The 26,671-nt window shown below is 64.3% G+C and carries 14 protein-coding genes; 10 read left to right on the top strand and 4 right to left on the bottom strand.

What is annotated here, in order from left to right:
- The first annotated feature begins 185 nt into the window (after window positions 1-185).
- From glgA to glgX, 6 genes are all read left to right on the top strand, one after another.
- Window positions 186-1,748, top strand: a complete 1,563-nt coding sequence (gene glgA / locus IAE33_RS21995; RefSeq protein WP_060482920.1) for a glycogen synthase GlgA — start codon at window positions 186-188, stop codon at window positions 1,746-1,748.
- A gap of 14 nt (window positions 1,749-1,762) precedes the next feature.
- The gene (gene treZ / locus IAE33_RS21990; protein WP_201165158.1) at window positions 1,763-3,505 is read left to right on the top strand and encodes a malto-oligosyltrehalose trehalohydrolase; all 1,743 of its coding nucleotides are present in this window, start codon (window positions 1,763-1,765) and stop codon (window positions 3,503-3,505) included.
- Entirely contained in the window at window positions 3,502-5,571 is a 2,070-nt protein-coding gene (malQ, locus tag IAE33_RS21985) for a 4-alpha-glucanotransferase (RefSeq protein ID WP_201165155.1), read from the top strand. Before treZ ends, malQ begins: the two co-directional genes overlap by 4 nt.
- Window positions 5,568-8,342, top strand: coding sequence for a malto-oligosyltrehalose synthase (locus IAE33_RS21980; RefSeq protein ID WP_201165152.1), 2,775 nt, complete (start codon window positions 5,568-5,570; stop codon window positions 8,340-8,342). Before malQ ends, IAE33_RS21980 begins: the two co-directional genes overlap by 4 nt.
- Window positions 8,343-8,359: 17 nt before the next feature.
- On the top strand, window positions 8,360-8,680 hold the full coding sequence (locus IAE33_RS21975) for a DUF2934 domain-containing protein (protein ID WP_033727916.1): 321 nt from the start codon (window positions 8,360-8,362) through the stop codon (window positions 8,678-8,680).
- A gap of 127 nt (window positions 8,681-8,807) precedes the next feature.
- Window positions 8,808-10,961: a glycogen debranching protein GlgX gene (glgX, locus tag IAE33_RS21970; protein WP_201165151.1), complete on the top strand. Its 2,154-nt coding sequence runs from the start codon at window positions 8,808-8,810 to the stop codon at window positions 10,959-10,961.
- 109 nt (window positions 10,962-11,070) lie between these two features.
- On the opposite strand, the gene glgB is transcribed toward glgX, so the two are convergent.
- The 4 genes from glgB to IAE33_RS21950 all read right to left on the bottom strand — a co-directional run bounded on the left by glgB (window position 11,071) and on the right by IAE33_RS21950 (window position 20,692).
- Entirely contained in the window at window positions 11,071-13,284 is a 2,214-nt protein-coding gene (gene glgB / locus IAE33_RS21965; RefSeq protein ID WP_201165149.1) for a 1,4-alpha-glucan branching protein GlgB, read from the bottom strand.
- Window positions 13,281-16,601, bottom strand: coding sequence for a maltose alpha-D-glucosyltransferase (gene treS / locus IAE33_RS21960; protein WP_201165141.1), 3,321 nt, complete (start codon window positions 16,599-16,601; stop codon window positions 13,281-13,283). The genes glgB and treS overlap by 4 nt, the downstream gene beginning before the upstream one ends.
- A 19-nt stretch (window positions 16,602-16,620) precedes the next feature.
- Window positions 16,621-18,636, bottom strand: a complete 2,016-nt coding sequence (locus IAE33_RS21955; RefSeq protein WP_201165134.1) for an alpha-1,4-glucan--maltose-1-phosphate maltosyltransferase — start codon at window positions 18,634-18,636, stop codon at window positions 16,621-16,623.
- Window positions 18,637-19,009: 373 nt separating this feature from the next.
- The gene (locus IAE33_RS21950) at window positions 19,010-20,692 is read right to left on the bottom strand and encodes an AMP-binding protein (RefSeq protein ID WP_201165132.1); all 1,683 of its coding nucleotides are present in this window, start codon (window positions 20,690-20,692) and stop codon (window positions 19,010-19,012) included.
- Between the two features lie 193 nt (window positions 20,693-20,885).
- Between IAE33_RS21950 and IAE33_RS21945 the strand changes: the two genes are divergently transcribed.
- Genes IAE33_RS21945 through IAE33_RS21930 form a run of 4 tightly spaced genes read left to right on the top strand, consistent with a single transcriptional unit; the run spans window position 20,886 to window position 26,451 of the window.
- Entirely contained in the window at window positions 20,886-22,049 is a 1,164-nt protein-coding gene (locus IAE33_RS21945; protein ID WP_201165130.1) for an isovaleryl-CoA dehydrogenase, read from the top strand.
- Window positions 22,050-22,068: 19 nt separating this feature from the next.
- On the top strand, window positions 22,069-23,676 hold the full coding sequence (locus IAE33_RS21940) for a carboxyl transferase domain-containing protein (RefSeq protein WP_201165129.1): 1,608 nt from the start codon (window positions 22,069-22,071) through the stop codon (window positions 23,674-23,676).
- Window positions 23,677-23,680: 4 nt separating this feature from the next.
- Window positions 23,681-24,496, top strand: a complete 816-nt coding sequence (locus IAE33_RS21935; protein WP_201165128.1) for a gamma-carboxygeranoyl-CoA hydratase — start codon at window positions 23,681-23,683, stop codon at window positions 24,494-24,496.
- Entirely contained in the window at window positions 24,493-26,451 is a 1,959-nt protein-coding gene (locus tag IAE33_RS21930; protein ID WP_201165127.1) for an acetyl/propionyl/methylcrotonyl-CoA carboxylase subunit alpha, read from the top strand. Before IAE33_RS21935 ends, IAE33_RS21930 begins: the two co-directional genes overlap by 4 nt.
- The last annotated feature ends 220 nt before the right edge of the window (window positions 26,452-26,671 follow it).

Genomic DNA, 26,671 nt, shown 5'->3' with positions numbered 1-26,671 from the left:
CATTCGGCCCACCCACCCCAGACAGTCCATTTGCCTTTCGGCCGGAATGCCGATTGAGCCGCGCTCGTGCGCATGACCCAGGGGCATGGAACGCAGTAAGCAGAATTCGGAAACAGAGAGAACCACATATACGTAATACGGCCGCGTTATCAGCACCCGGCCAAGCTTAGGGATGGAGAGAAAGAATGATCAGTGCCGCTGTCGAGCCTCATGTAGCTACCTTGTTCACCACAGACCATCGCGAACCGCTCATCCCGGAGCTCCCCCCGGCAGGCAAGGCACCCGGCGCCCAGCGCCAGAACAACCCGAACAAGCGCAAGGTGCTGTTCGTGACTTCGGAAATCGCTGACCTGGTGAAGACCGGCGGCCTGGGTGACGTCTCCGCCGCCCTGCCCCGCGCCCTGGCGCACCTGCATGATGTACGGGTGCTGATCCCCGGCTACCCCCAGGTGATGGACAGCGACAACCCCATTCATATCGTGGGTGAACTGGGCGGCCACGCGGCCCTGCCCCCCTGCAAGATCGGGCGCATGGACCTGCCCGACGGCCTGGTGATCTATGTGCTGATCTGCCCTGAGCTGTACCAGCGCCCCGGTACCCCGTACGCTGCCGAAAACGGCCGCGACTGGCCGGACAACCATATCCGTTTCGCCCGCCTGGGCCTGGCCGCCGCCGAAATTGCCGCCGGTGAAGGCATGATCCACTGGAAGCCCGAGCTGGTACATGCCCACGACTGGCCTGCCGGTTTGGCGCCTGCCTACATGCACTGGCGCGGCCTGAGCACCCCTACCCTGTTCACCATCCACAACCTGGCCTACCAGGGCGTGTACAGCCGTGCCTGCAGCCCGGAACTGGCGATCCCCGACCACGCCATGCAGCAGGAAGGCATGGAGTTCTACGGCAAGCTGTCGTTCCTGAAGGCAGGCCTGGCTTACTCCAGCCACATCACCACCGTCAGCGCCACCTACGCCCAGGAGATCACCACGCCGGAGTTTGGCTGCGGCCTGGATGGCTTCTTGGCCAGCAAGGCCCAGCAGGGGCTGCTGGGGGGTATCCCCAACGGTATCGATGACAGCTGGGATGCCGCCACCGACACCTACCTGCAGCACAACTTCAGCCTCAACGACTGGGACGGCAAGGCGCGCAACGCCGAGGCGGTGCGTGAACTGTTCGAACTGGAACCTTCCGAAGGGCCGTTGTTTGCCGTGGTGTCGCGCCTGGTCTACCAGAAAGGCCTGGACCTGACCTTGGGTGTTGCCGAATACATTGTCGAGCAAGGCGGCCAGATCGCGATCATCGGCCGCGGCGAGCCCGAAGAAGAGCAGGCCATGCGCGAGCTGGCCCTGCGCCACCCGGGCCGTATCGGGGTACGCATCGGCTTCAACGAAACCGATGCTCGGCGCATGTTCGCCGGCAGCGACTTCTTGCTCATGCCGTCGCGCTACGAGCCCTGCGGCCTGAGCCAGATGTATGCCCAGCGCTTTGGCTCGCTGCCAGTAGCCCGCAACACCGGCGGCCTGGCCGACACCATCGAGAACGGTGTTACTGGCTTCCTGTTCAATGAATCGACCGTCGAAAGCTACCGCGAAGCGCTGAGCCGCGCCTTCTACATCTACCAGAAGAAGGACCTGCTCAACGCCATGCGCTGCCTGTCGATGACGCAGCCATTCAACTGGTGCCAAGCCGTTGAACCCTATGCGCGCCTTTACGAGGACCTGGTCAAGCAGGCTCACCTGGCTTATTACTGAAAAAGGGGTCGAAGATGCACAGGCATGGCGCACACTCACTGGACGCCACGTCGGCGCGCTTCGCCCTCTGGGCACCCGACGCGCGCAGCGTGAGCTTGGAACTGCAGCAACAACCCGGGGTTGAATTAAAGGCAGAGGCTGACGGCTGGTTTACCGTTGATGCATCTGCCAAACCCGGGGACCGCTACACCTATCGCATTGACGGCAAGCTGCAAGTGGCCGACCCCGCATCGCGCTTTCAGCCCGAGGGCGTTCACGGCCCAAGCCAGCTGGTGGATCTGGCTGGCTATGCCTGGCAACACACCTGGCAGGGCCGGCCTTGGCATGAAGCAGTCATTCAGGAAGTGCACGTCGGCGTGTTGGGTGGCTATGACGGCGTGGCACGCCAGCTGCCACGCATGGCCGCAACCGGCATCACCGCTATCGAGCTGATGCCCGTGGGCGAATTCCCGGGCACCCGCAACTGGGGCTACGATGGCGTGCTGCCCTATGCGGCGCAGCACACCTACGGCACCCCCGAGCAGCTGTGCAGCCTGATCGACCAGGCCCACGGCCATGGCCTGATGGTGATGCTGGACGTGGTGTACAACCATTTCGGCCCGGACGGCAACTTCCTGCATGCCTACGCTGGCCCCTTCTTCCGTGAAGACCGCCAGACCCCCTGGGGCGCGGCCATCGACTTCCGCCGCCCGGAAGTGCGCGAGTACTTCATCCAGAACGCCCTGATGTGGCTGTGCGACTACCGCTTCGACGGGCTGCGCCTGGATGCCGTGCACGCCATCGACCAGCCCGACTTCCTGGTTGAACTGGCCCGTCGCGTACGCGAGGCGGTGGAGCCTGGCCGGCAGATTTGGCTGGTGCTGGAGAACGAGCACAACCAGGCGTTTCTGCTGGAGCAAGGCTTTGATGCGCAGTGGAACGATGACGGCCACAACGCGCTGCATGTATTGCTCACAGGCGAGACCGAGGGCTATTACGAAGACTACAAGCACCAGCCGATCAACAAGCTGGCCCGGTGCCTGAGTGAGGGCTTTGTCTTCCAGGGCGAACCCAACCGCCATGGCCAACCCCGCGGCGAACCGAGCGGGCACCTGCAGCCCAGCGCCTTTGTGCTGTTCCTGCAGAACCACGACCAGATCGGCAACCGGGCGATGGGCGAGCGCCTCACCCGCCTGGCACCGCCTGCCGCGCTGCGTGCTGCCACGGGGTTGCTGTTGCTGAGCCCGATGATTCCGCTGCTGTTCATGGGCGATGATGACGGCAGCCGTGCACCGTTCCTGTTCTTCACCGACTTCCACGATGAGTTGGCCGACGCGGTGCGCGAAGGCCGCCGGGGCGAGTTCGAGCACTTCGCCGCGTTTGCCGACCCGGAGCAACGGGCGCGCATCCCCGACCCCAACGCCCGGCAGACCTTCGATGACTCGCGGCCCGATGCACAGGATGTGCTGGCGGGCTGGCACGGGCTGTACCAGCAGTTGCTGGCGGTACGTCGCCAACAGTTGATGCCGCGCCTGCCCGGCACCCGTGCTCTGGGTGCGGAAGTATTGGCAGACAAGGCACTCAGCGCCCGCTGGCAGCTGGGTGATGGCAGCACGCTACGCATCGACCTTAACCTCTCCGAGCAGCCGCTGACGTTGCAGGCTCCGCCTGCCGGTGCCTGCCTGTTCGACAGCGGCGACACGGCTCACCCGGGCTCTACCCTTTCCCCTTACAGCTGCGTGGTCACCTTGCTGCCCGCTGGCCAGGAGGCGCCATGAGCGAAACCTTGCTCCATAAACTGGCCAGCGCAGCCGGGTTGGCACGCGACTGGGTCGATGCCAACAACAAGCCGCAGCAAGTCAGTGATGACGTGTTGCGCCAGGTGCTTGAAGCGCTCGGCCATGCCGCGGCTGATGACGCGCAGGTTCGCGAAAGCCTGGCAGACCTCGAGCAAAGCGACGATGCCGACCATGTGCCCCCGTTGTTGACTGCAGACCAGGGCGAGCCGCTCGACCTCTCACGCTATTTTGCCAGCGGCGCAGCAGTGCGCTGTGAACTAGAGGACGGCAACCAGACGGAACTGGCGCTGGACGCCGATGCCCGGCTGCCTGGCACCCTACCGGTGGGTTACCACCAGCTTGAGGTGTCAGGGCATGCGCTCACGCTGGCCGTGGCGCCGGCCGGGTGCCTGTCATTGCACGAGGTAGCCGAAGAAGCCCCTGCACGCTGCTGGGGCCTTTCAGCGCAGCTCTACAGCCTGCGCCGCCCCGGCGAAGGCGGCTATGGCGACTGCCTGGCCCTGGAACAGCTGGCCCGCAGCGCCGCCGAGCGCGGGGCAGATGCACTGGCCATAAGCCCTATTCACGCGTTGTCCGCCTTCGAGCAGGAGCACTACAGCCCCTACTCACCCTCCAGCCGCCTACTGCTGAACACCCTGTACGCCAGCCCAGCCGCCATCCTGGGGGAGCGCGCTATAAGGACGGCCATCGTCAGCAGCGGGCTTGAGCAGGCACTCGAAGCGCTGGAGCAGGAACCGCTGGTGGACTGGCCACGGGCAGCCGACTTCCGTTTCCAGCTGCTGCGTGCGCTGTACAAGGATTTTTGCCAGGGCGACCACCCCCTGCGCGCCGATTTCGAAAGCTTCCGCGACGACGCCGGCGAAGCGCTGGAGCATCACTGCCGCTTCGAGGTACTGCAAGCCAAGGCGGTGGACGAAGGCCTGGGCGCCGACTGGCGCAAGTGGCCAGCCGAGTGGCGCGACCCGTATCACCCAAGCGTGCAGAGCCTAGCCGAAAGCTACCCGTCCAGCGTGGAATTCCATGCCTTCTGCCAGTGGCTGACCGAGCGCAGCGTGCGCCGTGCTCAACAGGCCGCCACAGGCAACGGCATGGGCATCGGGCTGATTGCCGACCTGGCGGTGGGGGCCGATGGCGCCGGTAGCCAGGCCTGGAGCCGCCAGGACGAATTGCTGGCCAACCTCACCGTGGGCGCGCCGCCCGATATCCTCAACCGCGCCGGCCAGGACTGGGGCATTTGCGGGTTCTCACCCGAGGGCCTGAAGCGCAACGGCTACCGCGCCTTCATCGAAATGCTCAGGGCCAACATGGCCAACGCCGGCGGCCTGCGCATCGACCACGTCATGGGCCTGCGCCGGCTGTGGTTGATTCCCCGTGGCGCAAAGCCCAGCGAAGGTGCCTACCTGAATTACCCGCTGGAAGACCTGCTGCGGCTGCTGGCGCTGGAGTCGGTGCGCAACCAGGCGGTCATCCTGGGCGAAGACCTGGGCACAGTGCCGGACGGGCTGCGCGAAGCCTTGGCGGCCAAGAATGTGTTGGGCATGCGTGTATTGCCGTTCGAGCAAGCCTCGCCCGGCAAATTCACACCCATCATGGACTGGCCCGACGATGCCCTGGCCACCACCGGCACCCACGACCTCGCCCCCGTGGCCGGTTGGCTGCAGAACCGCGATATCGAATGGAGCCACCGCCTGGGGCTGGTCGATGCCGCCACCGAGCAACACTGGCGCGCCGACCGCCAAAAGGAACACGACGGCCTGCGCCGTACGCTGGAAACCAACTATGGCCCGCTTGAGGACACCTCTGCCGTGATCGATGCCGCTATCCGTTATGTAGGCCATACCCGCGCACCCCTGGTACTGGTCCCGCTCGAAGACCTGCTCGGCCTGGACGAACAGCCCAATATGCCCGGCACCACCGATGGCCACCCCAACTGGCGCCGCCGCTTTGCCCTGCCCGCCGACCGCATGCTGGACGATGCAGACGCCGCACGGCGCCTGGAGCTGCTGGCTCAGGCCCGCGAGCAAGCCTGGGAGCGCGACCGATGAAGCCGCTTACCGCCACGCTGCGCCTGCAGTTTCACAGCGACTTCACCCTCGACCACGCCCTGCCGCTGGTGCCCTACTTCGCCCAGCTGGGCATCAGCCACCTGTACGCATCGCCCCTGCTGAAAGCCCGCGCCGGGTCGCGGCACGGCTACGATGTGGTCGACCCTACACAGGTAAACCCGGAACTGGGCGGTGAGGCTGCCCTGGAGCGCCTGGTGGCCGCTTTGCGCCAGCACGGCATGGGGCTGATCGTAGACACCGTATCCAACCACATGGCCGTGGGCGGGGCCGACAACCCGTGGTGGCAGAGCCTGCTGGCCTGGGGCCGGCGCAGCCCCTATGCCGAATTCTTCGATATCCAGTGGCACTCGGCCGACCCATTGCTGGCTGGCCAGTTGCTGCTGCCGTTTCTGGGCAGCGACTACGGCGTGGCCCTGAAAGAGGGCGAGATCCCCCTTGAATTCGACAAGGCCAACGGCGTACTCCAGGTTGCCCATTACGAGCACCGCTTCCCGATTTGCCCGGTGGACTATGGCTGGATCCTGGCGCTGAGCCCGGACCCGGCGCTGGCAGCACTGGCTGAGCACTTCACCGCTTTGGGTGACTCGGCTGCACCTGTTGAAGAGGCCCTCCCCCTGCAAGCCGAGCTGGCGCGCCTGGTGCGCGAAGGTGCCGACCTGGAGTCGGCACTGGTGGCCTTCGACAGCCGCAGCGAAGCGGGCTTCAAGCGCCTGCACCTGCTGCTGGAACGTCAGACCTATCGCCTGGCCAGCTGGCGCACAGCAGCGGACGACATCAACTGGCGGCGTTTCTTCGACATCAACGAACTGGGCGGCCTGCGGGTCGAGCGCTCCGTGGTGTTCGAAGCCACCCATGCCAAGCTGTTCGAACTGATCGAGCGCGGCTTGGTGGACGGCCTGCGCATCGACCACATCGACGGCCTGGCCGACCCACGCGGCTACTGCCGCAAGCTGCGCCGCCGCGTCACCAGCCTGATGGCCAGCCGCCCGCCGCAGGCGTCGCTTGAGCACTTCCCCATTTATGTGGAGAAGATCCTGGGCGTGGATGAGCACCTGCACCGCGACTGGCTCACCGACGGCACCACCGGCTACGAGTTCATGAACCAGGTGTCGCTGTTGCAGCACGACCCCGCCGGCGAAGCGCCGCTGACGGAACTGTGGGCGAATGTGAGCGAGCGCCCGGATTACGCCGAAGAAATCCGCCTGGCGCGGCACCTGGTGCTCAACGCCAGCCTGGCCGGTGACTGCGAGTCGGTGGCCCAGGCATTGTTGCAGGTGGCGCGCAACGACCTGATGACCCGCGACCTGTCCCTGGGCGCTATCCGCCGAGCGTTGCAAGCACTGGTGGCGCACTACCCGGTGTACCGCACCTACTTCAACGCCTGCGGCAGGCCGGCTGAGGACGAGGGCTTTTTCCAGCAGGCCCTGGAAGGCGCCCGGCAAGACCTCAGCGAGGCAGACTGGCCCTTGCTGGAGCAAATGGAGAAGTGGCTGGGTGGCGAAGGCTGGCGCCAACTGCCGCCAGGGCGGGCACGCAAGCAACTGCGCCATGCCTGTGTACGCTTCCAGCAACTGACTGCCCCCAGCGCCGCCAAGGCCGTGGAGGACACCGCCTTCTACCGCAGCGCACGCCTGCTGTCGCGCAACGATGTGGGCTTTGAAGCCGAGCGCTTTGGCGCACCGCTGGACGACTTCCACAACGAAGCGCAGCGGCGCTTGCGGGACTTCCCCGATAACCTGCTGGCCACGGCCACCCACGACCACAAACGCGGCGAGGATACCCGTGCCCGCCTGGCGGTGCTCAGCGAACGTGCGCCCTGGCTTGCCAGCCGCCTGGAGCACTGGCGCGAGCTGGCCGAGCCGCTGCGTGAGCCGCTGGACGACGGCGTGGCCCCCAGCCCCGGCGACGAATACATGCTGCTGCAAACCCTGCTGGGCACCTGGCCCCTGGGCCTGGATGTGCATGACCACCAAGGCCTGGAGCAGTACGCCGAACGGGTTCGTCAATGGCAGCAGAAGGCCCTGCGCGAGGCCAAGCTGCGCAGCAGCTGGAACGCACCCAACGAAGCCTATGAAGCCAGCTGCGTACGCTACCTGGATGGCTTGCTGCTGAACGACGACCACCTGCAGTTGCGCAAGTCTGTGGCGGATGCCGCGCAGTTGATCAGTTGCCCCGGCGCGCTCAACAGCCTGGTGCAGGCCTTGATGCGCATGACCGTGCCTGGCGTGCCCGACCTGTACCAGGGCAACGAGTACTGGGATTTCAGCCTGGTCGACCCAGACAACCGCAGGCCGGTGGATTACCCGGCGCGGCGCGCTTCGCTTACCGACAATGCGCCGCTGCCCGAGCTGCTGGCCAACTGGCAGGACGCACGGGTCAAACAGGCATTGGTTGCGCGTGTGCTCGACTGCCGCATGGCCCACCCTGAGCTGTTCCGCCGTGGGGCCTACCTGCCCCTTGCCGTGCAAGGCAAGCACGCCGACAAGGTAGTGGCATTCGCCCGCCTGGGGGACAGCGAACGGGCGGTGATCATTGCCCCACGCCTGGCCAGCTCGCTGCTGGGCGCGGCTGTGACGCCCCTGATCCCACCTCAGAATTGGGACGATACGCGGGTAATTCTGCCGTTTGCCTTTTCCCCTGCCAACTCGACTGGACTTTTCGGTGCAAGCGTTGTCAGCCCTGTAAGAGAGTTGAAGTTAAGCGCCGTACTTTCCGAGTTTCCGGTCAACGTGTTGATCGAACACAACTAGCATTCAGGAGCGTCACGATGAGTGTCAACGATAAGCGGATACGCGAATTTGCCTACCAGATCTGGGAGTCGGAGGGGAAACCGGAAGGCCACGAAGAGCGCCATTGGGAAATGGCGCGCAAGCTGGCCGAAGCGGAGGCCCTGGCCCCCGATGCGAAAGCCAAGGGCAAGGCCAAGCCTGCACCCAAGGCCAAACCAGGTGACAAACCCGCTGCCAAGCCCAAGGCAGCTGCGGCGCCCAAACCACCGGCCGATCCCAAGGTTGCAGCGCTGCCTGCAGGCGACAAGCCTGCCGCTGCCAAAAAACCTCGCGCGGTGAAAAAACCCACCGCGAGCTGAGCCTTCAACGGTTCTGCCGCTGGCAGGCAGCCACTGACCACGAGCGATTCGTGAACCAGGCCTGTCGGCGGCAGAGGCGTAGCAATACCCACACTATCCAGCCCTATACGGCCATTCGAGGATTGCCATGAGCCCGCGCACCCCAAAGAAAACCCGCTCCGTTGCACCATCGCGCATTCGCGAAGGCTTACCGTTCCCCCTCGGCGCCAACTGGGATGGCCTTGGCGTCAACTTCGCCATTTTCTCGGCCAATGCCACCAAGGTTGAACTGTGTATTTTTGACGCCTCTGGCGAGAAGGAACTCGAGCGCATCGAGTTGCCGGAATACACCGACGAGATCTACCACGGCTACCTGCCCGACGCTCACCCTGGGCTGGTTTACGGCTACCGCGTACACGGCCCCTACGAGCCGGAAAACGGTCACCGCTTCAACCCCAACAAGCTGCTGATCGACCCCTACGCCAAGCAGCTGGTGGGCGAACTGAAATGGTCCGAAGCCCTGTTCGGCTACACCATCGGCCACCCCGACGGCGACCTGTCGTTCGATGAGCGTGACAGTGCCCCCTTCGTGCCCAAGTGCAAGGTAATCGACCCGGCATTCACCTGGGGCCGTGACCAGCGCGTGCAAACACCGTGGGACCGCACCATCGTCTACGAGGCGCACGCCAAGGGCATCAGCATGCGCCACCCGGCAGTGCCCGAGAAGCTGCGCGGCACCTTCGCCGGCCTTGCCAATGACGAGCTGCTCAAACACATCAAGGACCTGGGCGTTTCCAGCATCGAACTGCTGCCCATTCATGCCTTCGTCAACGACCAGCACCTGCTGCAGAAAGGCCTGAACAACTACTGGGGCTACAACAGCATCGCCTTCTTCGCCCCGCACCCGGCGTACCTGGCCAGTGGCAAGATCGCCGAATTCAAGGAAATGGTCGCGCACCTGCATGATGCCGGCCTGGAGCTGATTCTGGATGTGGTGTACAACCACACCGCCGAAGGCAACGAGATGGGCCCCACGCTGTCGATGCGCGGCATCGACAACGCCTCGTACTACCGCCTGATGCCGGACAACAAGCGTTACTACATCAACGATTCCGGCACTGGCAACACCCTGGACTTGAGCCATTCCTGCGTGCTGCAGCTGGTCACCGATTCACTGCGCTACTGGGCAGGCGAGATGCACGTCGACGGCTTCCGCTTCGACCTGGCGACTATTCTGGGCCGCTACCACGACGGCTACAGCGAACGCCACAGCTTCCTGGTAGCTTGCCGCCAGGACCCACTGCTGCGCCAGGTGAAGCTGATTGCCGAGCCCTGGGACTGCGGCCCTGGGGGTTACCAGGTGGGTAACTTCGCGCCGGGCTGGGCAGAATGGAACGACAAGTTCCGTGACACGGTGCGCGCCTTCTGGAAAGGTGACGAGGGCCAGCTGGCGGACTTCGCAGCGCGCATGACGGGCTCTGGCGACATGTTCAACAACCGCGGGCGCAGGCCGTACTCGTCGGTGAACTTCATCACCGCCCACGACGGCTTCACCCTGCGCGACCTGGTGTCGTACAACGAGAAGCACAACGAAGACAACGACGAGAACAACCAAGACGGCACCAGCAACAACGTGTCGTGGAACTGCGGCGCCGAGGGCCCTACCGAGGACCCGGAAATCAACGCCCTGCGCATGCGCCAGATGCGCAACTTCTTCGCCACCCTGCTGTTTGCCCAAGGCACGCCGATGATCGTGGCGGGGGACGAGTTCAGCCGCACCCAGCATGGCAACAATAACGCCTATTGCCAGGACAGCGAGATTGGCTGGGTGAACTGGGACCTGGATGACGAAGGCCAGGCCCTGCTGACGTTCGTCCGCCGCCTGACCCGCCTGCGCCTCAAATACCCCGTGCTGCGCCGCTCTAGCTTCCTGGTGGGTGATTACAACGAGGCCATTGGGGTGAAGGACGTCACCTGGCTGGCGCCGGACGGCAACGAGATGAACGTGGAGCAGTGGGAAGACCCGAATGGCCGTTGCCTGGGCATGCTGATCGACGGCCGTGCCCAGGTCAGCGGCATCGCACGGCCGGGTGCCGAGGCGACGGTACTGCTGATCGTCAACGCGCACCATGACACCGTGCAGTTCAAGTTGCCAACCGTGCCAGAGGGTAACCACTGGGGTTGCGTGATCGACACCGACCGGCCGGAGCTGCGTAAAGCGCAGCAGCTGGAATTCGACAGCACGTTCGATGTGACCGGGCGTTCGGTGGTGTTGATGGTGTTGGAGCGCGAAGAGGAGTAAGGCCAGGTCGCGGCTGGGGGTTTTGCCGTGGCGTATGCGGTGCTTGGGAGACCGAGCGCCGCATCCGCCACTGCTATCACCTCCCGGCCCAAACTTGAATAACCTGCACCTACCGAGCAGGCCTCATGATCACCACGCCCAATGGCGGCAAGCTCAGCGCCAGCGACAGGGGTTGCCCGTGGCTAGGCGTTTTTACACTCTCCACCGCCCCCATGTTGCCTATGTTCGAACCCGCATAGGTCTCGGCATCACTGTTCAACAGCTCCTGCCAACGCTCGCCGAACGGCACGCCAACGCGGTAACCCTCACGTGGCACCGGCGTGAAGTTGGCCACCACCAACACAGGCTCCCCTTCGCTGCTCCAGCGCAACCAGGCAAACACGCTGTTTTGCGCGTCATCCCCGATCAACCACTGGAAGCCCTGCGGCTGGCAGTCCTGTTCGTGCAGCGCCGGCACCTCGCGGTACAGGCGGTTAAGGTCGCCGACAAGGCGCTGCACACCCTGATGCTCCGGGTACTGCAGCAGGTACCAGTCCAGCTCGGCATCGTGGTTCCACTCCCGCCACTGGCCAAACTCACAGCCCATGAACAGCAGCTTCTTGCCCGGGTGTGCCCACATGTAGGTCAGGTAGGCGCGCAGGTTGGCGAACTTCTGCCAACGGTCACCCGGCATCTTGTCGATCAGCGACCGCTTGCCGTGCACCACTTCGTCATGGGAGATCGGCAGCACAAAATGCTCGGAATAGGCATACACCAACCCGAAGCTCATTTCGTTGTGGTGGTGGGCGCGGTGCACCGGGTCGTTCTGGATGTAATGCAACGTGTCATGCATCCAGCCCATGTTCCACTTGTAACCGAAGCCAAGGCCGCCTTGTTCAATCGGCTGGCTGACCCCGGGCCAGGCGGTGGATTCTTCGGCGATGATCAACGCGCCGGGCGCTTCATGGGCCGCCACACCGTTGAGGTGGCGGATGAAGTCGATGGCCTCCAGGTTCTCACGCCCGCCATGACGGTTGGGCACCCACTCCCCCGCCTTGCGCGAATAGTCGCGGTACAGCATCGACGCCACGGCATCCACCCGCAGGCCGTCGATATGGAAGTGCTTCAGCCAATGCAAGGCCGACGCAATCATGAAGCCGCGCACTTCGTTGCGCCCCAGGTTGTAGATGAGGGTGTTCCAGTCCTGGTGGTAACCTTCCAGCGGGTTGTCGTACTCGTACAGCGCCGTGCCATCGAAGCGGGCCAGGCCATGTTCGTCGGTGGGGAAATGCGCAGGCACCCAATCCAGAATCACGCCGATGCTGGCCTGGTGGCAGGCATCGATGAACGCGGCAAAATCTTCAGCCGTGCCATACCGCGAGGTGGGTGCGAACATGGACAGCGGCTGGTAGCCCCAGGACCCGCCAAACGGGTGTTCCATGATCGGCAGCAGCTCGATGTGGGTAAAGCCCAACTGCTGCACATAGGGCACCAGGCGGTCGGCCAGCTCGCGCCAATTGTAGTAGCGGCCTACCTCACCCGCCTCGTTCATCTCGCAGCGCCATGAGCCGGGGTGCAGTTCATAGATCGACAGCGGCGCGCTGTAGGCATGGCGCTGGGCGCGCTCGTCCATCCACTGCTGGTCGCCCCACGCATGGCCCAACGGCCCTGCCACCTTGGACGCCGTGCTCGGTGGCAACTGCGTGGCGCGCGCCAGCGGGTCGGCCTTGAGCGGCAGAATGCCGCCCTGGCCCAGCACTTCGAACTTGTACGTTTCGCCCACACCCAGGCGCGGGATGAACAACTCCCACACGCCGGCCTCGTGACGCAGCCGCATCAGGTGGCGGCGCCCGTCCCAGTTGTTGAAGTCGCCCACCACGGACACGCGACGGGCATTGGGCGCCCACACCGAGAAGTTGACGCCGTCTACCCCATCCACCTGGGTGGGCTGGGCACCGAAGCGCCCGGCGAGGTCGCGGTGGTTGCCCTCGGCGAACAGGTGCAAATCCATCTCGCCCAGTTGTGGGCCGAAGCTGTAGGGGTCTTCAGTGACCTGCTCGCCGCCGGCCCAGCCGATCTGCAGCTGGTAGGGCTGTGCCTTTTCGAGGTGCGCGGTGAACAGGCCAGGCAGCGAACCTTGCACCATTTCAGCCAGCACCTGGCCGCCCTCGCGGGCCACTACACGGGCGCTGAGCGCGTCGGGCAGGTAGGCCCGCACGGTCAGCCCGCCTTTTGCATCGCCGTGAGGCCCAAGTACCGCAAAGGGATCGGCGTGCTCGGCGCGAGCAAGGGCATCCAGGTCCCGTTGCCGAAGGCCGCCGTTATCACGCGTTGAAACGTTCATTCTGACTCTCCCCAGGTACTGATCAGTCCATGCAGACCATGCAAAGGCACGGCCAGCCAGATTGGACGGTTTTCGGCTTCATAAGTTATTTCGTAGGCAGCTTTTTCCAGGCAGAACAGCTCCAGCGCGGCACGCTCGCCGTCAGCCTGTTCCCAGGCGTGGGGCATGGCTGCGGTCGCCAGCCCATAGGCTTCGATGAACGCATGCCGGGACTGATGCAGATAGTGCCGTGCCACGCGCTGCCGGGCCTGCCGAGCCGCGTCGGAAAGGTCCACGCCAGAGGCGCTGCGCAAGATCATCGCAGCAGCATAGTCGAAGGATCGCAACACGCCGCTGACGTCCTTGTACGGGCTGTGCTTGGCACGGCGTTCTTCCAGTGGCCGGGACGGTTCACCCTCGAAGTCGATCAGGTAGGCGTCACCTTGCACCACCAGTACCTGACCCAGGTGCAGGTCCCCGTGCACGCGCATCAGCAGGCCGCCCTGGGCCTTTTGCGTGAGCGCCTGAATATGCTGGGCCAGCCCGTCACGCTGCTGTTGCAGGTCGTCCACCAAGGCTTGGCTGTCGCTGTCCAGCTTGTCGCGGTGCTGGGCCAGCAGGTCCAGCGCGTGGGTCAGCTCGGCGCTTATCTGCGTGCTCCAGCGCGCGCTGTCCTGCCCGTCGCTGGGGCGTGGAGTGAAGGCTTCATCCGCTGTTGGGGCGGCTAGCAGCAGGTGCATTTCGCCCAAGCGTTGGCCAAGCAGCGCAGCGAACCCACTGAGCTCGGTCAGGGCGTCGGTGTGCGAATCGGCCTCGTTACTGGTGGGCTGCATCTGGTCGCGAATGGCGCGCTCCAGGGTGTTCTGGGTCCAGGCCCAGGCATCGCCCTGGTTGCTGAGATAGCCCTGGGCAATCATCAGCAAATGCGGCGCGCCCTGCTCGTCCACCCGGCTGACCCATGCCAGCAACGGGGAGATGTTGGCGAAGCCTGCAGCAGTCAGGTAGGCACTCATTTCCAGCTCGGGGTGGATGCCGGCATTGACCCGCCGGATCAGTTTGAGCACCACTGCATCACCCACCACCACCGAGCTGTTGGACTGCTCGGCACTGAGGTAGCGCACCGGGCTTTCATCGTTCAGGCCAAGGCCAGCCAGTTGCTGGGTGTGCTCGAAGCGCAGCTCCCCCTGGCCGCTGCCGCAGGGTAGGCGCACGCCTTCTGCGCAGGCTTTGAGCACTGCGCGGATGAACGGCTCCAACACGAACGCGTCGGTGATCAGCCCCACCTGGTGGGCACGGCGTACCCGTGACAGCGCCAGTTGCTGGGGCAGTGCGCTGTTGATCTGGTCTTCGGGCAGCAGGCCAAACGGCAACTGGTAGCGGTGGGTGACGCCATCGCTCTCTACCTCGATTTCACTCAGCAGCACCGGCACGCTGGCGTTCGCCAAGCGTATACCGTAGCTCAGGCGAATAGCATCGATGGGCCCTTCCTTGCCGGCGAACCAACGCCGCTTAGGCAGGTACTGGGGCAGGATCGACGTTTGCAGGGTGTCGCGGGAGGGGGCCTCGAGCAGCTCCTCCATGCGTTGGCGCAGCACTAAAGTAGTCAATTCGGGTAACCCCTCGGTGGGCTGTATGTGCCAGCTGGGCATGCGGTCGTGGGAGGCCAGCAGGAACCAATAAAAGCCATAAGGCGGCAAGGTGAGCAGAAACGGCAACTGGCCAATGGGCGGGAACGCGCTGCCGCCCAGCATCTCCACCGGCACCATGCCCGCGTACTGGGCCAGCTCAAGCTCGGCCGCCTGGGCGGCGCGGGATACGTTGGCCACACACAGCACCACTTCGGCAGTGCCATCGGCGTCGGTGTATTCACGGATGTACGCGAGAATGCGCCGGTTGCTGGGCGTGAGGGTGCGGATACTGCCGCGGCCAAACGCCTTCTGTTGCTTGCGCACGGCCAGCATGCGGCGCGTCCAGTTCAACAGCGAATGCGGGTCGTGGCTCTGGGCTTCCACGTTCACCGTCTGGTAACCGTACAACGGGTCCATGATCGGTGGCAGCACCAGGCGCTGGGGGTCGGCGCGGGAGAAGCCGCCGTTGCGGTCGGGCGACCACTGCATGGGCGTACGCACGCCGTCACGGTCACCCAGGTAGATATTGTCGCCCATGCCCAGCTCGTCGCCGTAGTACAGCGTGGGTGTACCCGGCATCGACAGGAGCAGGCTGGTGAGCAGCTCGATACGCCGGCGGTCGCGCTGCAGCAACGGCGCCAGGCGCCGCCGGATACCCAGGTTGATACGCGCTCGCCGGTCCTCGGCGTAGTAATTCCACAGGTAGTCCCGCTCGCGGTCGGTGACCATCTCCAGCGTCAGCTCATCGTGGTTGCGCAGGAAGATTGCCCATTGGCAGTTGGCGGGGATTTCCGGCGTCTGGCGCAAAATATCGGTGATCGGAAAACGGTCTTCCATGGCCAGCGCCATGTACATGCGTGGCATCAGCGGAAAGTGGAACGCCATGTGGCATTCGTCGCCTTCACCCTCGCCAAAGTACGGCCGCGTATCCTCCGGCCATTGGTTGGCTTCGGCCAGCAGCATGCGGTCGGGGTAATTGGCATCGATCTCGGCACGGATCGCCTTCAGAACAGCATGGGTTTCCGGGAGGTTTTCGTTATTGGTGCCGTCGCGCTCAATCAGGTAAGGAATGGCGTCCAGGCGCAGGCCGTCTACGCCCATGTCCAGCCAGAAGCGCATTACCCCGATGACCGCCTTCATCACCTGTGGGTTGTCGAAATTCAGGTCGGGCTGGTGCGAGTAGAAGCGGTGCCAGAAGTACTGGCCGGCCACAGGGTCCCAGGTCCAGTTGGATTTTTCGGTATCGAGGAAGATGATGCGGGTGCCGTCGTACTTGTGCTCGTCATCCGACCACACATAGAAATCCCGAGCCTTGCTGCCGCGCTTGGCATGCCGGGCCCGCTGAAACCACGGGTGCTGGTCGCTGGTGTGGTTGATCACCAGTTCGGTGATCACCCGCAAGCCGCGCTTGTGGGCCTCGGCGATGAACCGCCGGGCGTCGGCCAACGTGCCGTAGTCCGGGTGCACCGCCTTGTACTCGGCGATATCGTAGCCATCGTCCCGCCGCGGCGAGGGGTAGAACGGCAGCAGCCACAGGGTGTTGACCCCTAGGTCGGCAATGTAGTCGAGCTTGCCGATCAAGCCGGCGAAATCACCGATGCCATCATTGTTGGCGTCGAAGAACGACTTGATGTGCAACTGATAGATGACCGCGTCCTTGTACCACAGCGGATCATCGATGAACGCTTGCGGGCGTGCACGCTTGGCCATGTGCGGCTCCTGTCCCTGTTCAGGCTTTGCTGATGCGCCAGATACCGAAAGGCTGATGCGAAGGGTCGATGCGCATCCACTGGGTTTTGCCGTACCACGACCAGCGGTGACCATTCATCAGGTCTTCGCCGTGGCTCTCTGCATCGTCGCCCAGGCCCAGCTCCCACAGCGGCAGCTCGAAATGCGCCTCCTGGACGTTGTGCGGGTCCAGGCTGATGGCGACCAGAATATAGTTGTCGCGCTGGGGTGTGCGCTTGGCGAAGTACAGGATGTTGTCGTTCCAGCAATTGAAGAACGCCACACCCAGGTGAGTTTGCAACGCCGGGTTCTGCCGGCGAATGCGGTTCAGCCGGGCGATTTCCGGGATGATATTGCCAGGCTGGCTGAAGTCCCGCGGGCGAATCTGGTACTTCTCGGAATCCAGGTATTCCTCCTTGCCTGGCAAGCCGGCAGCTTCGCACAGCTCAAAACCCGAATACATGCCCCACAGCCCCGAACCCATGGTCGCCAACGCTGCGCGGATGAGGAAGCCCGCCCTGCCGTTCTGCTGCAGGAAGAACGGGTTGATGTCCGGCGTATTGACGAAGAAGTTGGGCCGGTAGCACTGGCTCCACGGCGGCTGGTTGAGCTCTTCGAAGTATTCGCGCAGTTCTTCCTTGGTGTTGCGCCAGGTGAAGTAGGTGTAGCTCTGGGCATACCCCACCTTGCCCAGCCGCGCCATCATGGCCGGCTTGGTGAACGCTTCGGCCAGGAACAACACGTCCGGGTACTCGCGCCGCACATCGGCGATCAGCCATTGCCAGAACGGCAGTGGCTTGGTGTGCGGGTTATCGACGCGGAAGGTTTTCACGCCCTCTTCAACCCAGCCGATGATCACATCGCGCAACGCCGTCCAAAGGCCAGGCACGGCGTCGGGGGCGTAGAAGTCGACGTTGACGATGTCCTGGTATTTCTTCGGCGGGTTTTCTGCATAGCGGATAGTGCCGTCGGGGCGCCAGCTGAACCAACCGGGGTGTTGGGTAAGCCAGGGGTGGTCTTGGGAGCACTGGATGGCGAAGTCCAAGGCGATTTCCAGGCCATGCTGGGCCGCCGCCGAAACCAGCCTGCGGAAGTCTTCACGGGTACCCAGTTGCGGATGGATAGCCTCGTGGCCGCCGTCGGGGCTGCCGATGGCATACGGGCTGCCAGGGTCGCCGGGCAGCGCTTGCAGCGAGTTGTTACGGCCTTTGCGGTGCTGTTTGCCGATGGGGTGAATGGGCGGGAAATACAGCACATCGAAGCCCATGTCGCGGATCATCGGCAGCCGTTGATGCACATCGTCGAACGTGCCGTGGCGCTCTGGGTCGTCGGTGATCGACCGCGGGAACAGCTCATACCAGCTGGCGAACTGCGCTGCCGGGCGGTCCACATCCAGCGGGTATTCACAGCTGCGGGTGAGGTAGCTGCGGTGCTCGGCAGCGGCCATCAGCTGGGTGGCCTCGTCACCCAGCAGCAGTGCCACCTGCTCGTCCTCCGGCAACCCTGGCAACCGGCCCTGCAACGCTTGCAACTGCTCGCGCAGCGCACCGGTGCTCAGCTCGATGCCTTTGCCCAGCAGCAGCCTGCCCTCTTCAAGCTCCAGCTTGATGCCGACAGCTGCATTGAATTTTTTCTCGAGGTCGTAGCAAAAGGTGGCGTACGGGTCTATCCAGGCCTCGATGGTGAACACATGCGGGCCGATTTCAGTGGGGGTGAACTCTGCCAGCCACAGGTCGTTGCCAGGGGATGTCATGGGCACGCTGTGAATGCGCCGGCTGCCTGCCTGGCGCCAGTTCAGCACCACCGCCATGCGGTCGTGGCCGTCGGTGAACACCTTGCTGCTGACCGCAACGGGCTGGTTGCTGATGGCCTTGGCTGCAAATGCGCCGCCATCAAGCACCGGCTGGGTCGCCTCGATGGCGATACGTGGGGCCATCAACGCCTGGGACAAGCTGATGCCCTGGTCATGTGGTTGATCGGCCGTGGACACGCTTTCGAAGGGCTCATTCAAAGACATCAGGCCTTGCTCCCCTGGGCTGTTGGCGGTAAGGGTTCAGAGCCGGGGCAGGCGTCGGGGTTCAAAAAAAGTGAGCTGATGCCAGGTGCCGGTGGTCGTAATAATCAGCACGTGTTCGTTCACCCATGCGAGGTAGGCCATGAGCATTCCAACGCCACCGGAAACCCCGGACCCGAATATAGACGACCCGACGCTTCCACCGCCCGTACCTGAAAAAGACCCTGACGACCTACCGATCAAACCGACCGAGCCACCAACTGTAGGCGACCCGCCCGACCAGGAACCGCCAATGAAGGTTTAAGGCTAGCCCAGAATTGTTACATGCCGCGGGCCCCACAAGCGCGATTGCCGCGCCGGGGCCCAGCAGCCACTCCTAGTCTTTGGCGCCGCTCCCTATCTCGGCCACGCTAATCTCTCGCATCTTGAACTTCTGCACCTTACCCGTCACCGTCATCGGGTACTCCTCCACAAAGCGGATATGGCGTGGCACCTTGTAGTGCGCAATATGCGCCTTGCACCAGCTTTGCAGTTCTTGCGCAGTAGCGCTGTGCCCCGGGTGCAGCTTGATCCACGCCACAATCTCTTCACCGTAGCGGCTGCAGGGGATGCCGATGACCTGCGCGTCGGCTACGGCCGGGTGTGTGTAGAAGAACTCTTCCAGTTCACGCGGGTAGATGTTCTCACCCCCGCGAATGATCATGTCCTTGTTGCGCCCAACGATGCGCACATACCCCGCTTCGTCCATCACCGCGAGGTCGCCCGAATGCATCCAGCCGGCCGCGTCAATAGCATCTGCCGTGGCCTGGGGGTTTTCCCAATAGCCCAGCATCACGCTGTAGCCGCGGGTGCACAGCTCGCCGATTTCGCCACGGGGCACCACACAGCCTTCTGCGTCTATCAGCTTGTTTTCCAGCTGCGGCTGGGTGCGGCCAACGGTTGTCACGCGCAGTTCCAGTTCATCGTCCGGGCCGGTCTGCAGGGACACCGGGCTGGTTTCGGTCATGCCGTAGGCAATCTGCACCTCCCCCATGTGCATCTGGTCGATCACCCGGCGCATCACCTCGATCGGGCAGGTGGCGCCGGCCATGATGCCGCTGCGCAGGCTGGACAGGTCCATGCCTGGGCGGGCCGGGTGGTCGAGCATGGCGATGAACATGGTGGGTACGCCGTACAGGATGGTGCCCTGCTCTTCGGCCACGGCGCGCAGGGTAAGCTCGGCATCGAAGGCATCGCCCGGGTAGACCATGGTGCTGCCATGGGTGATGCAGCCCAGGTTACCCATGACCATGCCGAAACAGTGGTACAGCGGCACCGGGATCACCATGCGGTCCTGTTCGGTCAGGCCCAGGCTTTCGCCGACCATCAAACCGTTGTTGAGGATGTTGTAATGGCTGAGCGTGGCGCCCTTGGGTGCCCCGGTGGTGCCCGAGGTGTACTGGATGTTCACCGGCTGGTCGAATTGCAGGCTTTGCTGGCGCGCCGTGTAGGCTTGGGCGGTGACCTGCTGCGCACAATCGGCCAAGGCATGCCAAGGCAGGAAGCCCGCTGGCGGGTTGCTGGCCAGGCTTACCACCCCACGCAGCGCCGGCAAACGCTCACACGCCAGCTGGCCCGTAGGCGCATTGGCCAGCTCCGGCGCCAGTGCCTGCACCATGGCGTGGTAGTCCGAGGTTTTGAACGCATCGGCACAGACCAACCAGCAGCAGCCGGCTTGGCGCAGCACGTATTCAAGTTCCGCCACCCGGTAAGCCGGGTTGACGTTGACCAGAATGGCCCCGACCTTTGCGGTGGCTATTTGCAGGATGCACCACTGCGCACAGTTGGGTGACCAGATGCCGACGCGGTCGCCGGTAGCCACGCCCAGCGCCATGAGGGCCCGTGCGTGTATGTCGACTTGCTCGGCCAGTTGCTGCCAGGTGTAACGCAGCCCCTGGTGACGCGAGACCAGCGCCTCCCGGCCAGCGCAGCGGGCGACCGTGGCATCGAAGGCCTGGCCGATGGTGTGGGTCAGCAGCGGGCGGTCCTGGCCACCACGGGTGTAGCTGGGTTGGTTCATGGGTGTCCCTTCTTGTGATTGTTCTGGGCACGGCGGGTGAAGACGCCGATACTGTGGCGCAGATTTACGTTAACGTAAAGGTCACTCACGCATTGACAGCCCACATCGCCAAGTTTACGTTAACGTAAAGGTGAAACAGCCACCTGGGCTGCAACAGTCAAACCCTCATTCAAGAACAAGAAGGTGCCCCAGCATGCATTACCCCACCCTGAACTTCGCCCTGGGCGAAACCATCGACATGCTCCGCGACCAGGTCAGCACCTTCGTCGCCGCAGAGCTGGCACCGCGCGCCGCCCAGATCGACCACGACAACCTGTTCCCGGCTGACATGTGGCGCAAGTTCGGCGACATGGGCCTGCTGGGCATCACCGTGCCCGAAGAATACGGCGGATCCGGCCTGGGTTACCTGGCGCACGTGGTTGCAATGGAAGAAATCAGCCGGGGCTCAGCGTCGGTGGCGCTGTCTTACGGCGCCCACTCCAACCTCTGCGTGAACCAGATCAACCGCAACGGCAACCCCGAACAGAAGGCCAAGTACCTGCCCAAGCTGGTGAGCGGGGAGCACATCGGCGCCCTGGCCATGAGCGAGCCCAACGCCGGCTCTGACGTGGTCTCGATGAAACTGCGCGCAGACAAGCGCGGCGACCATTACGTGCTCAACGGCAGCAAGACCTGGATCACCAACGGCCCAGACGCCAACACCTATGTGATCTACGCCAAGACCGACCTGGACAAGGGCGCCCACGGCATTACCGCATTCATCGTGGAGCGGGACTGGAAAGGCTTTAGCCGCAGCAACAAGTTCGACAAGCTGGGCATGCGCGGCTCCAACACCTGCGAGCTGTTCTTCGATGACGTGCAGGTGCCGGAAGAGAACATTCTGGGGCAGCTTAACGGTGGCGTGCGGGTGCTGATGAGCGGCCTGGACTACGAGCGCGTGGTGCTGTCGGGCGGGCCCACCGGCATCATGCAAAGCTGCATGGACCTGGTGGTGCCCTACATTCACGACCGCAAGCAGTTCGGCCAGAGCATCGGTGAATTCCAGCTGATCCAGGGCAAGGTCGCCGACATGTACACCCAGCTCAACGCCAGCCGCGCTTACCTGTATGCCGTGGCCCAGGCCTGCGACCGTGGCGAAACCACGCGCAAGGACGCTGCCGGCGTCATCCTTTACACCGCCGAGCGCGCCACGCAAATGGCCCTGGAAGCTATCCAGATTCTGGGCGGCAACGGCTACATCAACGAGTTCCCGGCCGGGCGCCTGCTGCGTGACGCCAAGCTGTACGAGATTGGCGCCGGCACCAGCGAGATCCGCCGCATGCTGATTGGCCGCGAGCTGTTCAACGAAACCCGCTGAGCATAAGGGACGAGCGTACATGGCTACCTTGAACACCCAGATCAACCCGCGTTCAGCGGAGTTTGCCGGTAACACCGCGGCCATGCTCGAGCAGGTAACAGCCCTGCGCAGCCTGCTGGCCCAGGTTGCCCAAGGCGGCGGCCCGAAAGCCCAGGAGCGGCACACGTCGCGGGGCAAGTTGCTGCCGCGTGACCGTATCGACCGCCTGCTGGACCCAGGTTCACCGTTTCTCGAGATCGGCCAGTTGGCGGCCCATGAGGTGTATGGCGAGGACGTGCCGGCAGCAGGCGTGATCGCCGGCATCGGCCGCGTCGAAGGCGTTGAATGCATGATCGTGGCCAACGACGCCACGGTGAAAGGCGGTTCGTATTACCCGCTGACGGTAAAAAAGCACCTGCGTGCGCAAACCATCGCCCTGCAAAACCGCCTGCCGTGCATCTACCTGGTGGACTCGGGCGGCGCCAACCTGCCCCGCCAGGACGAAGTGTTCCCCGACCGTGAGCATTTTGGCCGTATCTTCTTCAACCAGGCCAACATGAGCGCCCAGGGCATCCCACAGATCGCCGTGGTGATGGGCAGCTGCACGGCAGGCGGCGCCTATGTGCCGGCCATGGCCGACGAAGCGATCATGGTGCGCCAGCAGGCCACCATCTTTCTCGCCGGCCCACCGCTGGTAAAGGCCGCCACCGGTGAGGTGGTGAGCGCTGAAGACCTGGGCGGGGCCGACGTGCATTGCCGCACCAGCGGCGTGGCCGACCATTACGCCGACAACGACGAGCACGCCCTGGCCCTGGCCCGCCGCAGCGTGGCCAACCTCAACTGGCACAAGCTGGGCAAGCTGCAGCGCCTGGCACCCGTGGCCCCCTTGTACGCTGCCGATGAGCTGTACGGGGTGGTGCCTGCCGATGCCAAGCAGCCCTTCGATGTACGTGAAGTGATCGCCCGGCTGGTGGATGGCTCGGTATTCGACGAGTTCAAGGCCTTGTTCGGTACCACCCTGGTCTGCGGCTTCGCCCACCTGCTCGGCTACCCGGTGGCGATACTGGCCAACAACGGCATCCTGTTCGCCGAAGCTGCGCAAAAAGGCGCGCACTTCATCGAACTGGCCTGCCAGCGCGGCATTCCGCTGCTGTTCCTGCAGAACATCACCGGGTTCATGGTGGGCAAAAAGTACGAAGAAGGCGGCATCGCCAAGCACGGTGCCAAGCTGGTAACTGCCGTGGCCTGTGCCCAGGTGCCCAAGTTCACGGTAATCATCGGCGGCAGCTTTGGGGCGGGCAACTATGGCATGTGTGGCCGCGCCTACGACCCACGCTTTCTGTGGATGTGGCCTAACGCACGCATTGGCGTGATGGGCGCGGAACAGGCCGCTGGGGTACTGGCGCAGGTGAAGCGCGAGCAGAGCGAGCGCAGCGGCCAGGCCTTTACGGCGGACGACGAAGCCAGGCTCAAACAGCCCATCCTCGACCAGTACGAGCACCAGGGCCACCCCTACTACTCCAGCGCCCGCCTGTGGGACGACGGGGTAATCGACCCGGCGCAAACCCGCGAAGTGCTCGGCCTGGCGCTGTCGGCGGCCTTGAACGCCCCCATCGAACCGACCCGTTTCGGCATTTTCCGGATGTGACCCCATGCGCGAATTCAGCACCGTGGAAGTGCTCCACGACCCCCTTGGCTTCGCCACCCTGTGGCTCAGCCGCGAAGACAAGAACAACGCCTTCAATGCCCTGATGATCCAGGAGTTGATCGCCGCCCTCGGGCAACTGGCCGAAGATGCCCACCTGCGTTTTTTGCTTGTGCGTGGCCGCGGCCGACACTTCAGCGCCGGTGCCGACCTGGCCTGGATGCAGCAGTCGGCGCAACTGGACTTCGACACCAACCTGCAGGACGCCCACCAGCTGGGTGAACTGATGTATGCCTTGCAACGCCTCAAGGTGCCGACCCTGGCGGTGGTACAAGGTGCTGCGTTTGGCGGTGCCCTGGGCCTGATCAGTTGCTGCGACATGGCAATCGGCGCCGAAGACGCCCAGCTGTGCCTTTCCGAGGTGCGCATTGGCCTGGCGCCGGCCGTTATCAGCCCGTTCGTGGTCAAGGCCATGGGCGAGCGTGCCACCCGCCGCTATGCGCTCACCGCCGAGCGCTTCAGCGGCGTTAGGGCCCGGGAGCTGGGCCTGTTGGCCGAGGTGTACCCCGCCGACGAACTGGATGCACAGGCTGAGGCCTGGGCCGGCAACCTGCTGCTGAACAGCCCCCAGGCCCTGCGCGCCACCAAAGACCTGCTGCAGGAAGTGGATGCCGGCCAGCTCACCCCTGCCCTGCGCCAATACTGTGAGAACACCATCGCCCGCATTCGCGTGAGCGCCGAAGGCCAGGAAGGCTTGCATGCCTTTCTGGAAAAACGCCGCCCCGCCTGGCACACCCATGACTCCAAGGAGCCGCGCCCATGAGCCGCCAAGCCTTGACCACCCTGCTGGTCGCCAACCGTGGCGAAATCGCCTGCCGGGTGATGCGCACCGCCAAGGCCATGGGCCTGACCACGGTCGCGGTGCACAGCGCCACCGACCGCAATGCCCGCCACAGCCGCGAGGCCGATATCAGCGTTGACCTGGGCGGTAGCAAGGCCGCCGACAGTTACCTGCAAATCGACAAGCTGCTGGCTGCGGCAAACGCCAGCGGGGCCCAGGCCATCCACCCGGGCTACGGCTTCTTGTCCGAAAACGCAGGCTTTGCCCGGGCAATCGAAGAGGCGGGGCTGATCTTCCTGGGCCCACCGGCCAGCGCCATCGATGCCATGGGCAGCAAGTCTGCCGCCAAGGCGCTGATGGAAACCGCAGGCGTGCCCCTGGTGCCGGGTTACCACGGCGAAGCCCAGGACCTGGACACCTTCCGCACCGCGGCCGAACGCATCGGCTACCCGGTGCTGCTCAAGGCCAGTGCCGGGGGCGGAGGCAAAGGCATGAAGGTTGTAGAGGACCAGAGCCAGTTGGCAGACGCCCTGGCATCGGCGCAGCGTGAAGCCCAGTCGTCGTTCGGCGATGCCCGCATGCTGGTGGAAAAGTACGTGCTCAAACCGCGCCACGTCGAGATTCAGGTGTTCGCCGACCAGCATGGCAACTGCCTGTACCTCAACGAGCGTGATTGCTCCATTCAGCGTCGCCACCAGAAGGTGGTTGAAGAGGCCCCCGCCCCAGGCTTGCCCGCCGAGCTGCGCCGCGCCATGGGCGAAGCGGCCGTGCGCGCGGCCCAGGCCATCGGCTATGTGGGTGCCGGCACGGTGGAGTTTCTGCTCGATGCCCGTGGCGAGTTCTTCTTCATGGAGATGAACACCCGTCTGCAAGTAGAGCACCCGGTCACCGAGGCTATCACCGGGCTGGACCTGGTGGCCTGGCAGATCCGCGTGGCATGCGGTGAACCATTGCCCATCACCCAGAGCGAGGTGCCGCTGATGGGCCATGCCATCGAGGTGCGGCTGTACGCTGAAGACCCGGCCAACGACTTTTTGCCTGCCACCGGCACCTTGGCGCTTTACCGCGAGTCCGCCCCCGGCCCGGGCCGGCGCGTGGACAGCGGCGTGAGCGAGGGCGATGAAGTGTCGCCGTTCTACGACCCGATGCTGGGCAAGCTGATCGCCTGGGGCGAAGACCGCGAGCAGGCCCGTTTGCGCCTGCTGGCCATGCTCGGCGAGTTCGCCATTGGCGGGGTCAAAACCAACATCGCCTTCCTGCAGCGCATCCTGGCCCACCCTGCGTTCGCGGCGGCGGAGCTGGACACTGGCTTCATTGGGCGGCACCAGGAGGTTCTGCTCCCTGAGGCCACGGCGTTGCCAGAGGCCCTGTGGGAGGCGGCCGCTGAAGCCTGGTTGCTGAGCGATGCCGCCCGCGTTCGGGAGGACGACAGCCATTCCCCTTGGGCCGAACGCAGCGGCCTGCGCCTGGGCCTGCCGCCTTGCAGCACCCTGCACTTGTGCAGCGGCGGCCAGCGCCAGGCCGTAACGGTGCAGCACAGCGCGCCGTCTGCATGGCAGTTGCAGGGGGACCAATTGGTGCATGACCAAGCGGGGGTGCGTCGCCAGCACCTGGCTATCCGCCGCGGCAATACCCTGTACCTGCGCTGGGCGGGCGAGCATACCGTGTCGGCCTTCGACGCCATTGCCGAAGCCGAGGCCAACCACGGCCACCAGGGCGGGCTGGGCGCGCCCATGAACGGCAGTATCGTGCGCGTACTGGTCACCCCCGGCCAGCAGGTTACGGCAGGGACTGCACTGGTGGTGCTGGAGGCCATGAAGATGGAACACAGCATTCGCGCGCCCCATGACGGCACGGTGAAGGCGTTGTTCTGTGAGGAAGGCGAGATGGTGAGTGAGGGGGCGGTGCTGGTGGATCTGGAGGGTAGTGGTACTTGAGGTGAATGGGGGGCTAGGTGCTTGTTTATTTCTGCGCAAATTCCCCCTCGGCCATTGATGCGACCACTTTGGGCATGACGCGGTAACGCGCCGTATGAAAAAGGCGTGACTGGCCCGAAACACCGTAGGAGCGAGCAAAGCTCGCGATGCGCCGCGCAGGCGGCGCTCGATTTCACAGGCGCAAACAACGTTACGGCGAACACCTTCCATCCCCACCGCA

The organism is Pseudomonas sp. S60, assembly GCF_016647865.1.
GTDB lineage: Bacteria > Pseudomonadota > Gammaproteobacteria > Pseudomonadales > Pseudomonadaceae > Aquipseudomonas > Aquipseudomonas parafulva.
Note: the sequence above shows the minus strand (reverse complement) of the source record. Positions and strands in the feature narration are given on the sequence as shown.

What these genes read in the sequence shown, in the direction of transcription:
- IAE33_RS21935 (WP_201165128.1), top strand. Translation starts at nt 23,681, where the DNA reads ATGCGCGAATTCAGCACCGTGGAAGTGCTCCACGACCCCCTTGGCTTC.
- IAE33_RS21975 (WP_033727916.1), top strand. Translation starts at nt 8,360, where the DNA reads ATGAGTGTCAACGATAAGCGGATACGCGAATTTGCCTACCAGATCTGG.
- glgB (WP_201165149.1), bottom strand. Translation starts at nt 13,284, where the DNA reads ATGAACGTTTCAACGCGTGATAACGGCGGCCTTCGGCAACGGGACCTG.
- treS (WP_201165141.1), bottom strand. Translation starts at nt 16,601, where the DNA reads ATGGCCAAGCGTGCACGCCCGCAAGCGTTCATCGATGATCCGCTGTGG.
- malQ (WP_201165155.1), top strand. Translation starts at nt 3,502, where the DNA reads ATGAGCGAAACCTTGCTCCATAAACTGGCCAGCGCAGCCGGGTTGGCA.
- IAE33_RS21955 (WP_201165134.1), bottom strand. Translation starts at nt 18,636, where the DNA reads ATGTCTTTGAATGAGCCCTTCGAAAGCGTGTCCACGGCCGATCAACCA.
- IAE33_RS21940 (WP_201165129.1), top strand. Translation starts at nt 22,069, where the DNA reads ATGGCTACCTTGAACACCCAGATCAACCCGCGTTCAGCGGAGTTTGCC.
- IAE33_RS21930 (WP_201165127.1), top strand. Translation starts at nt 24,493, where the DNA reads ATGAGCCGCCAAGCCTTGACCACCCTGCTGGTCGCCAACCGTGGCGAA.
- treZ (WP_201165158.1), top strand. Translation starts at nt 1,763, where the DNA reads ATGCACAGGCATGGCGCACACTCACTGGACGCCACGTCGGCGCGCTTC.
- IAE33_RS21950 (WP_201165132.1), bottom strand. Translation starts at nt 20,692, where the DNA reads ATGAACCAACCCAGCTACACCCGTGGTGGCCAGGACCGCCCGCTGCTG.
- IAE33_RS21980 (WP_201165152.1), top strand. Translation starts at nt 5,568, where the DNA reads ATGAAGCCGCTTACCGCCACGCTGCGCCTGCAGTTTCACAGCGACTTC.
- IAE33_RS21945 (WP_201165130.1), top strand. Translation starts at nt 20,886, where the DNA reads ATGCATTACCCCACCCTGAACTTCGCCCTGGGCGAAACCATCGACATG.
- glgA (WP_060482920.1), top strand. Translation starts at nt 186, where the DNA reads ATGATCAGTGCCGCTGTCGAGCCTCATGTAGCTACCTTGTTCACCACA.
- glgX (WP_201165151.1), top strand. Translation starts at nt 8,808, where the DNA reads ATGAGCCCGCGCACCCCAAAGAAAACCCGCTCCGTTGCACCATCGCGC.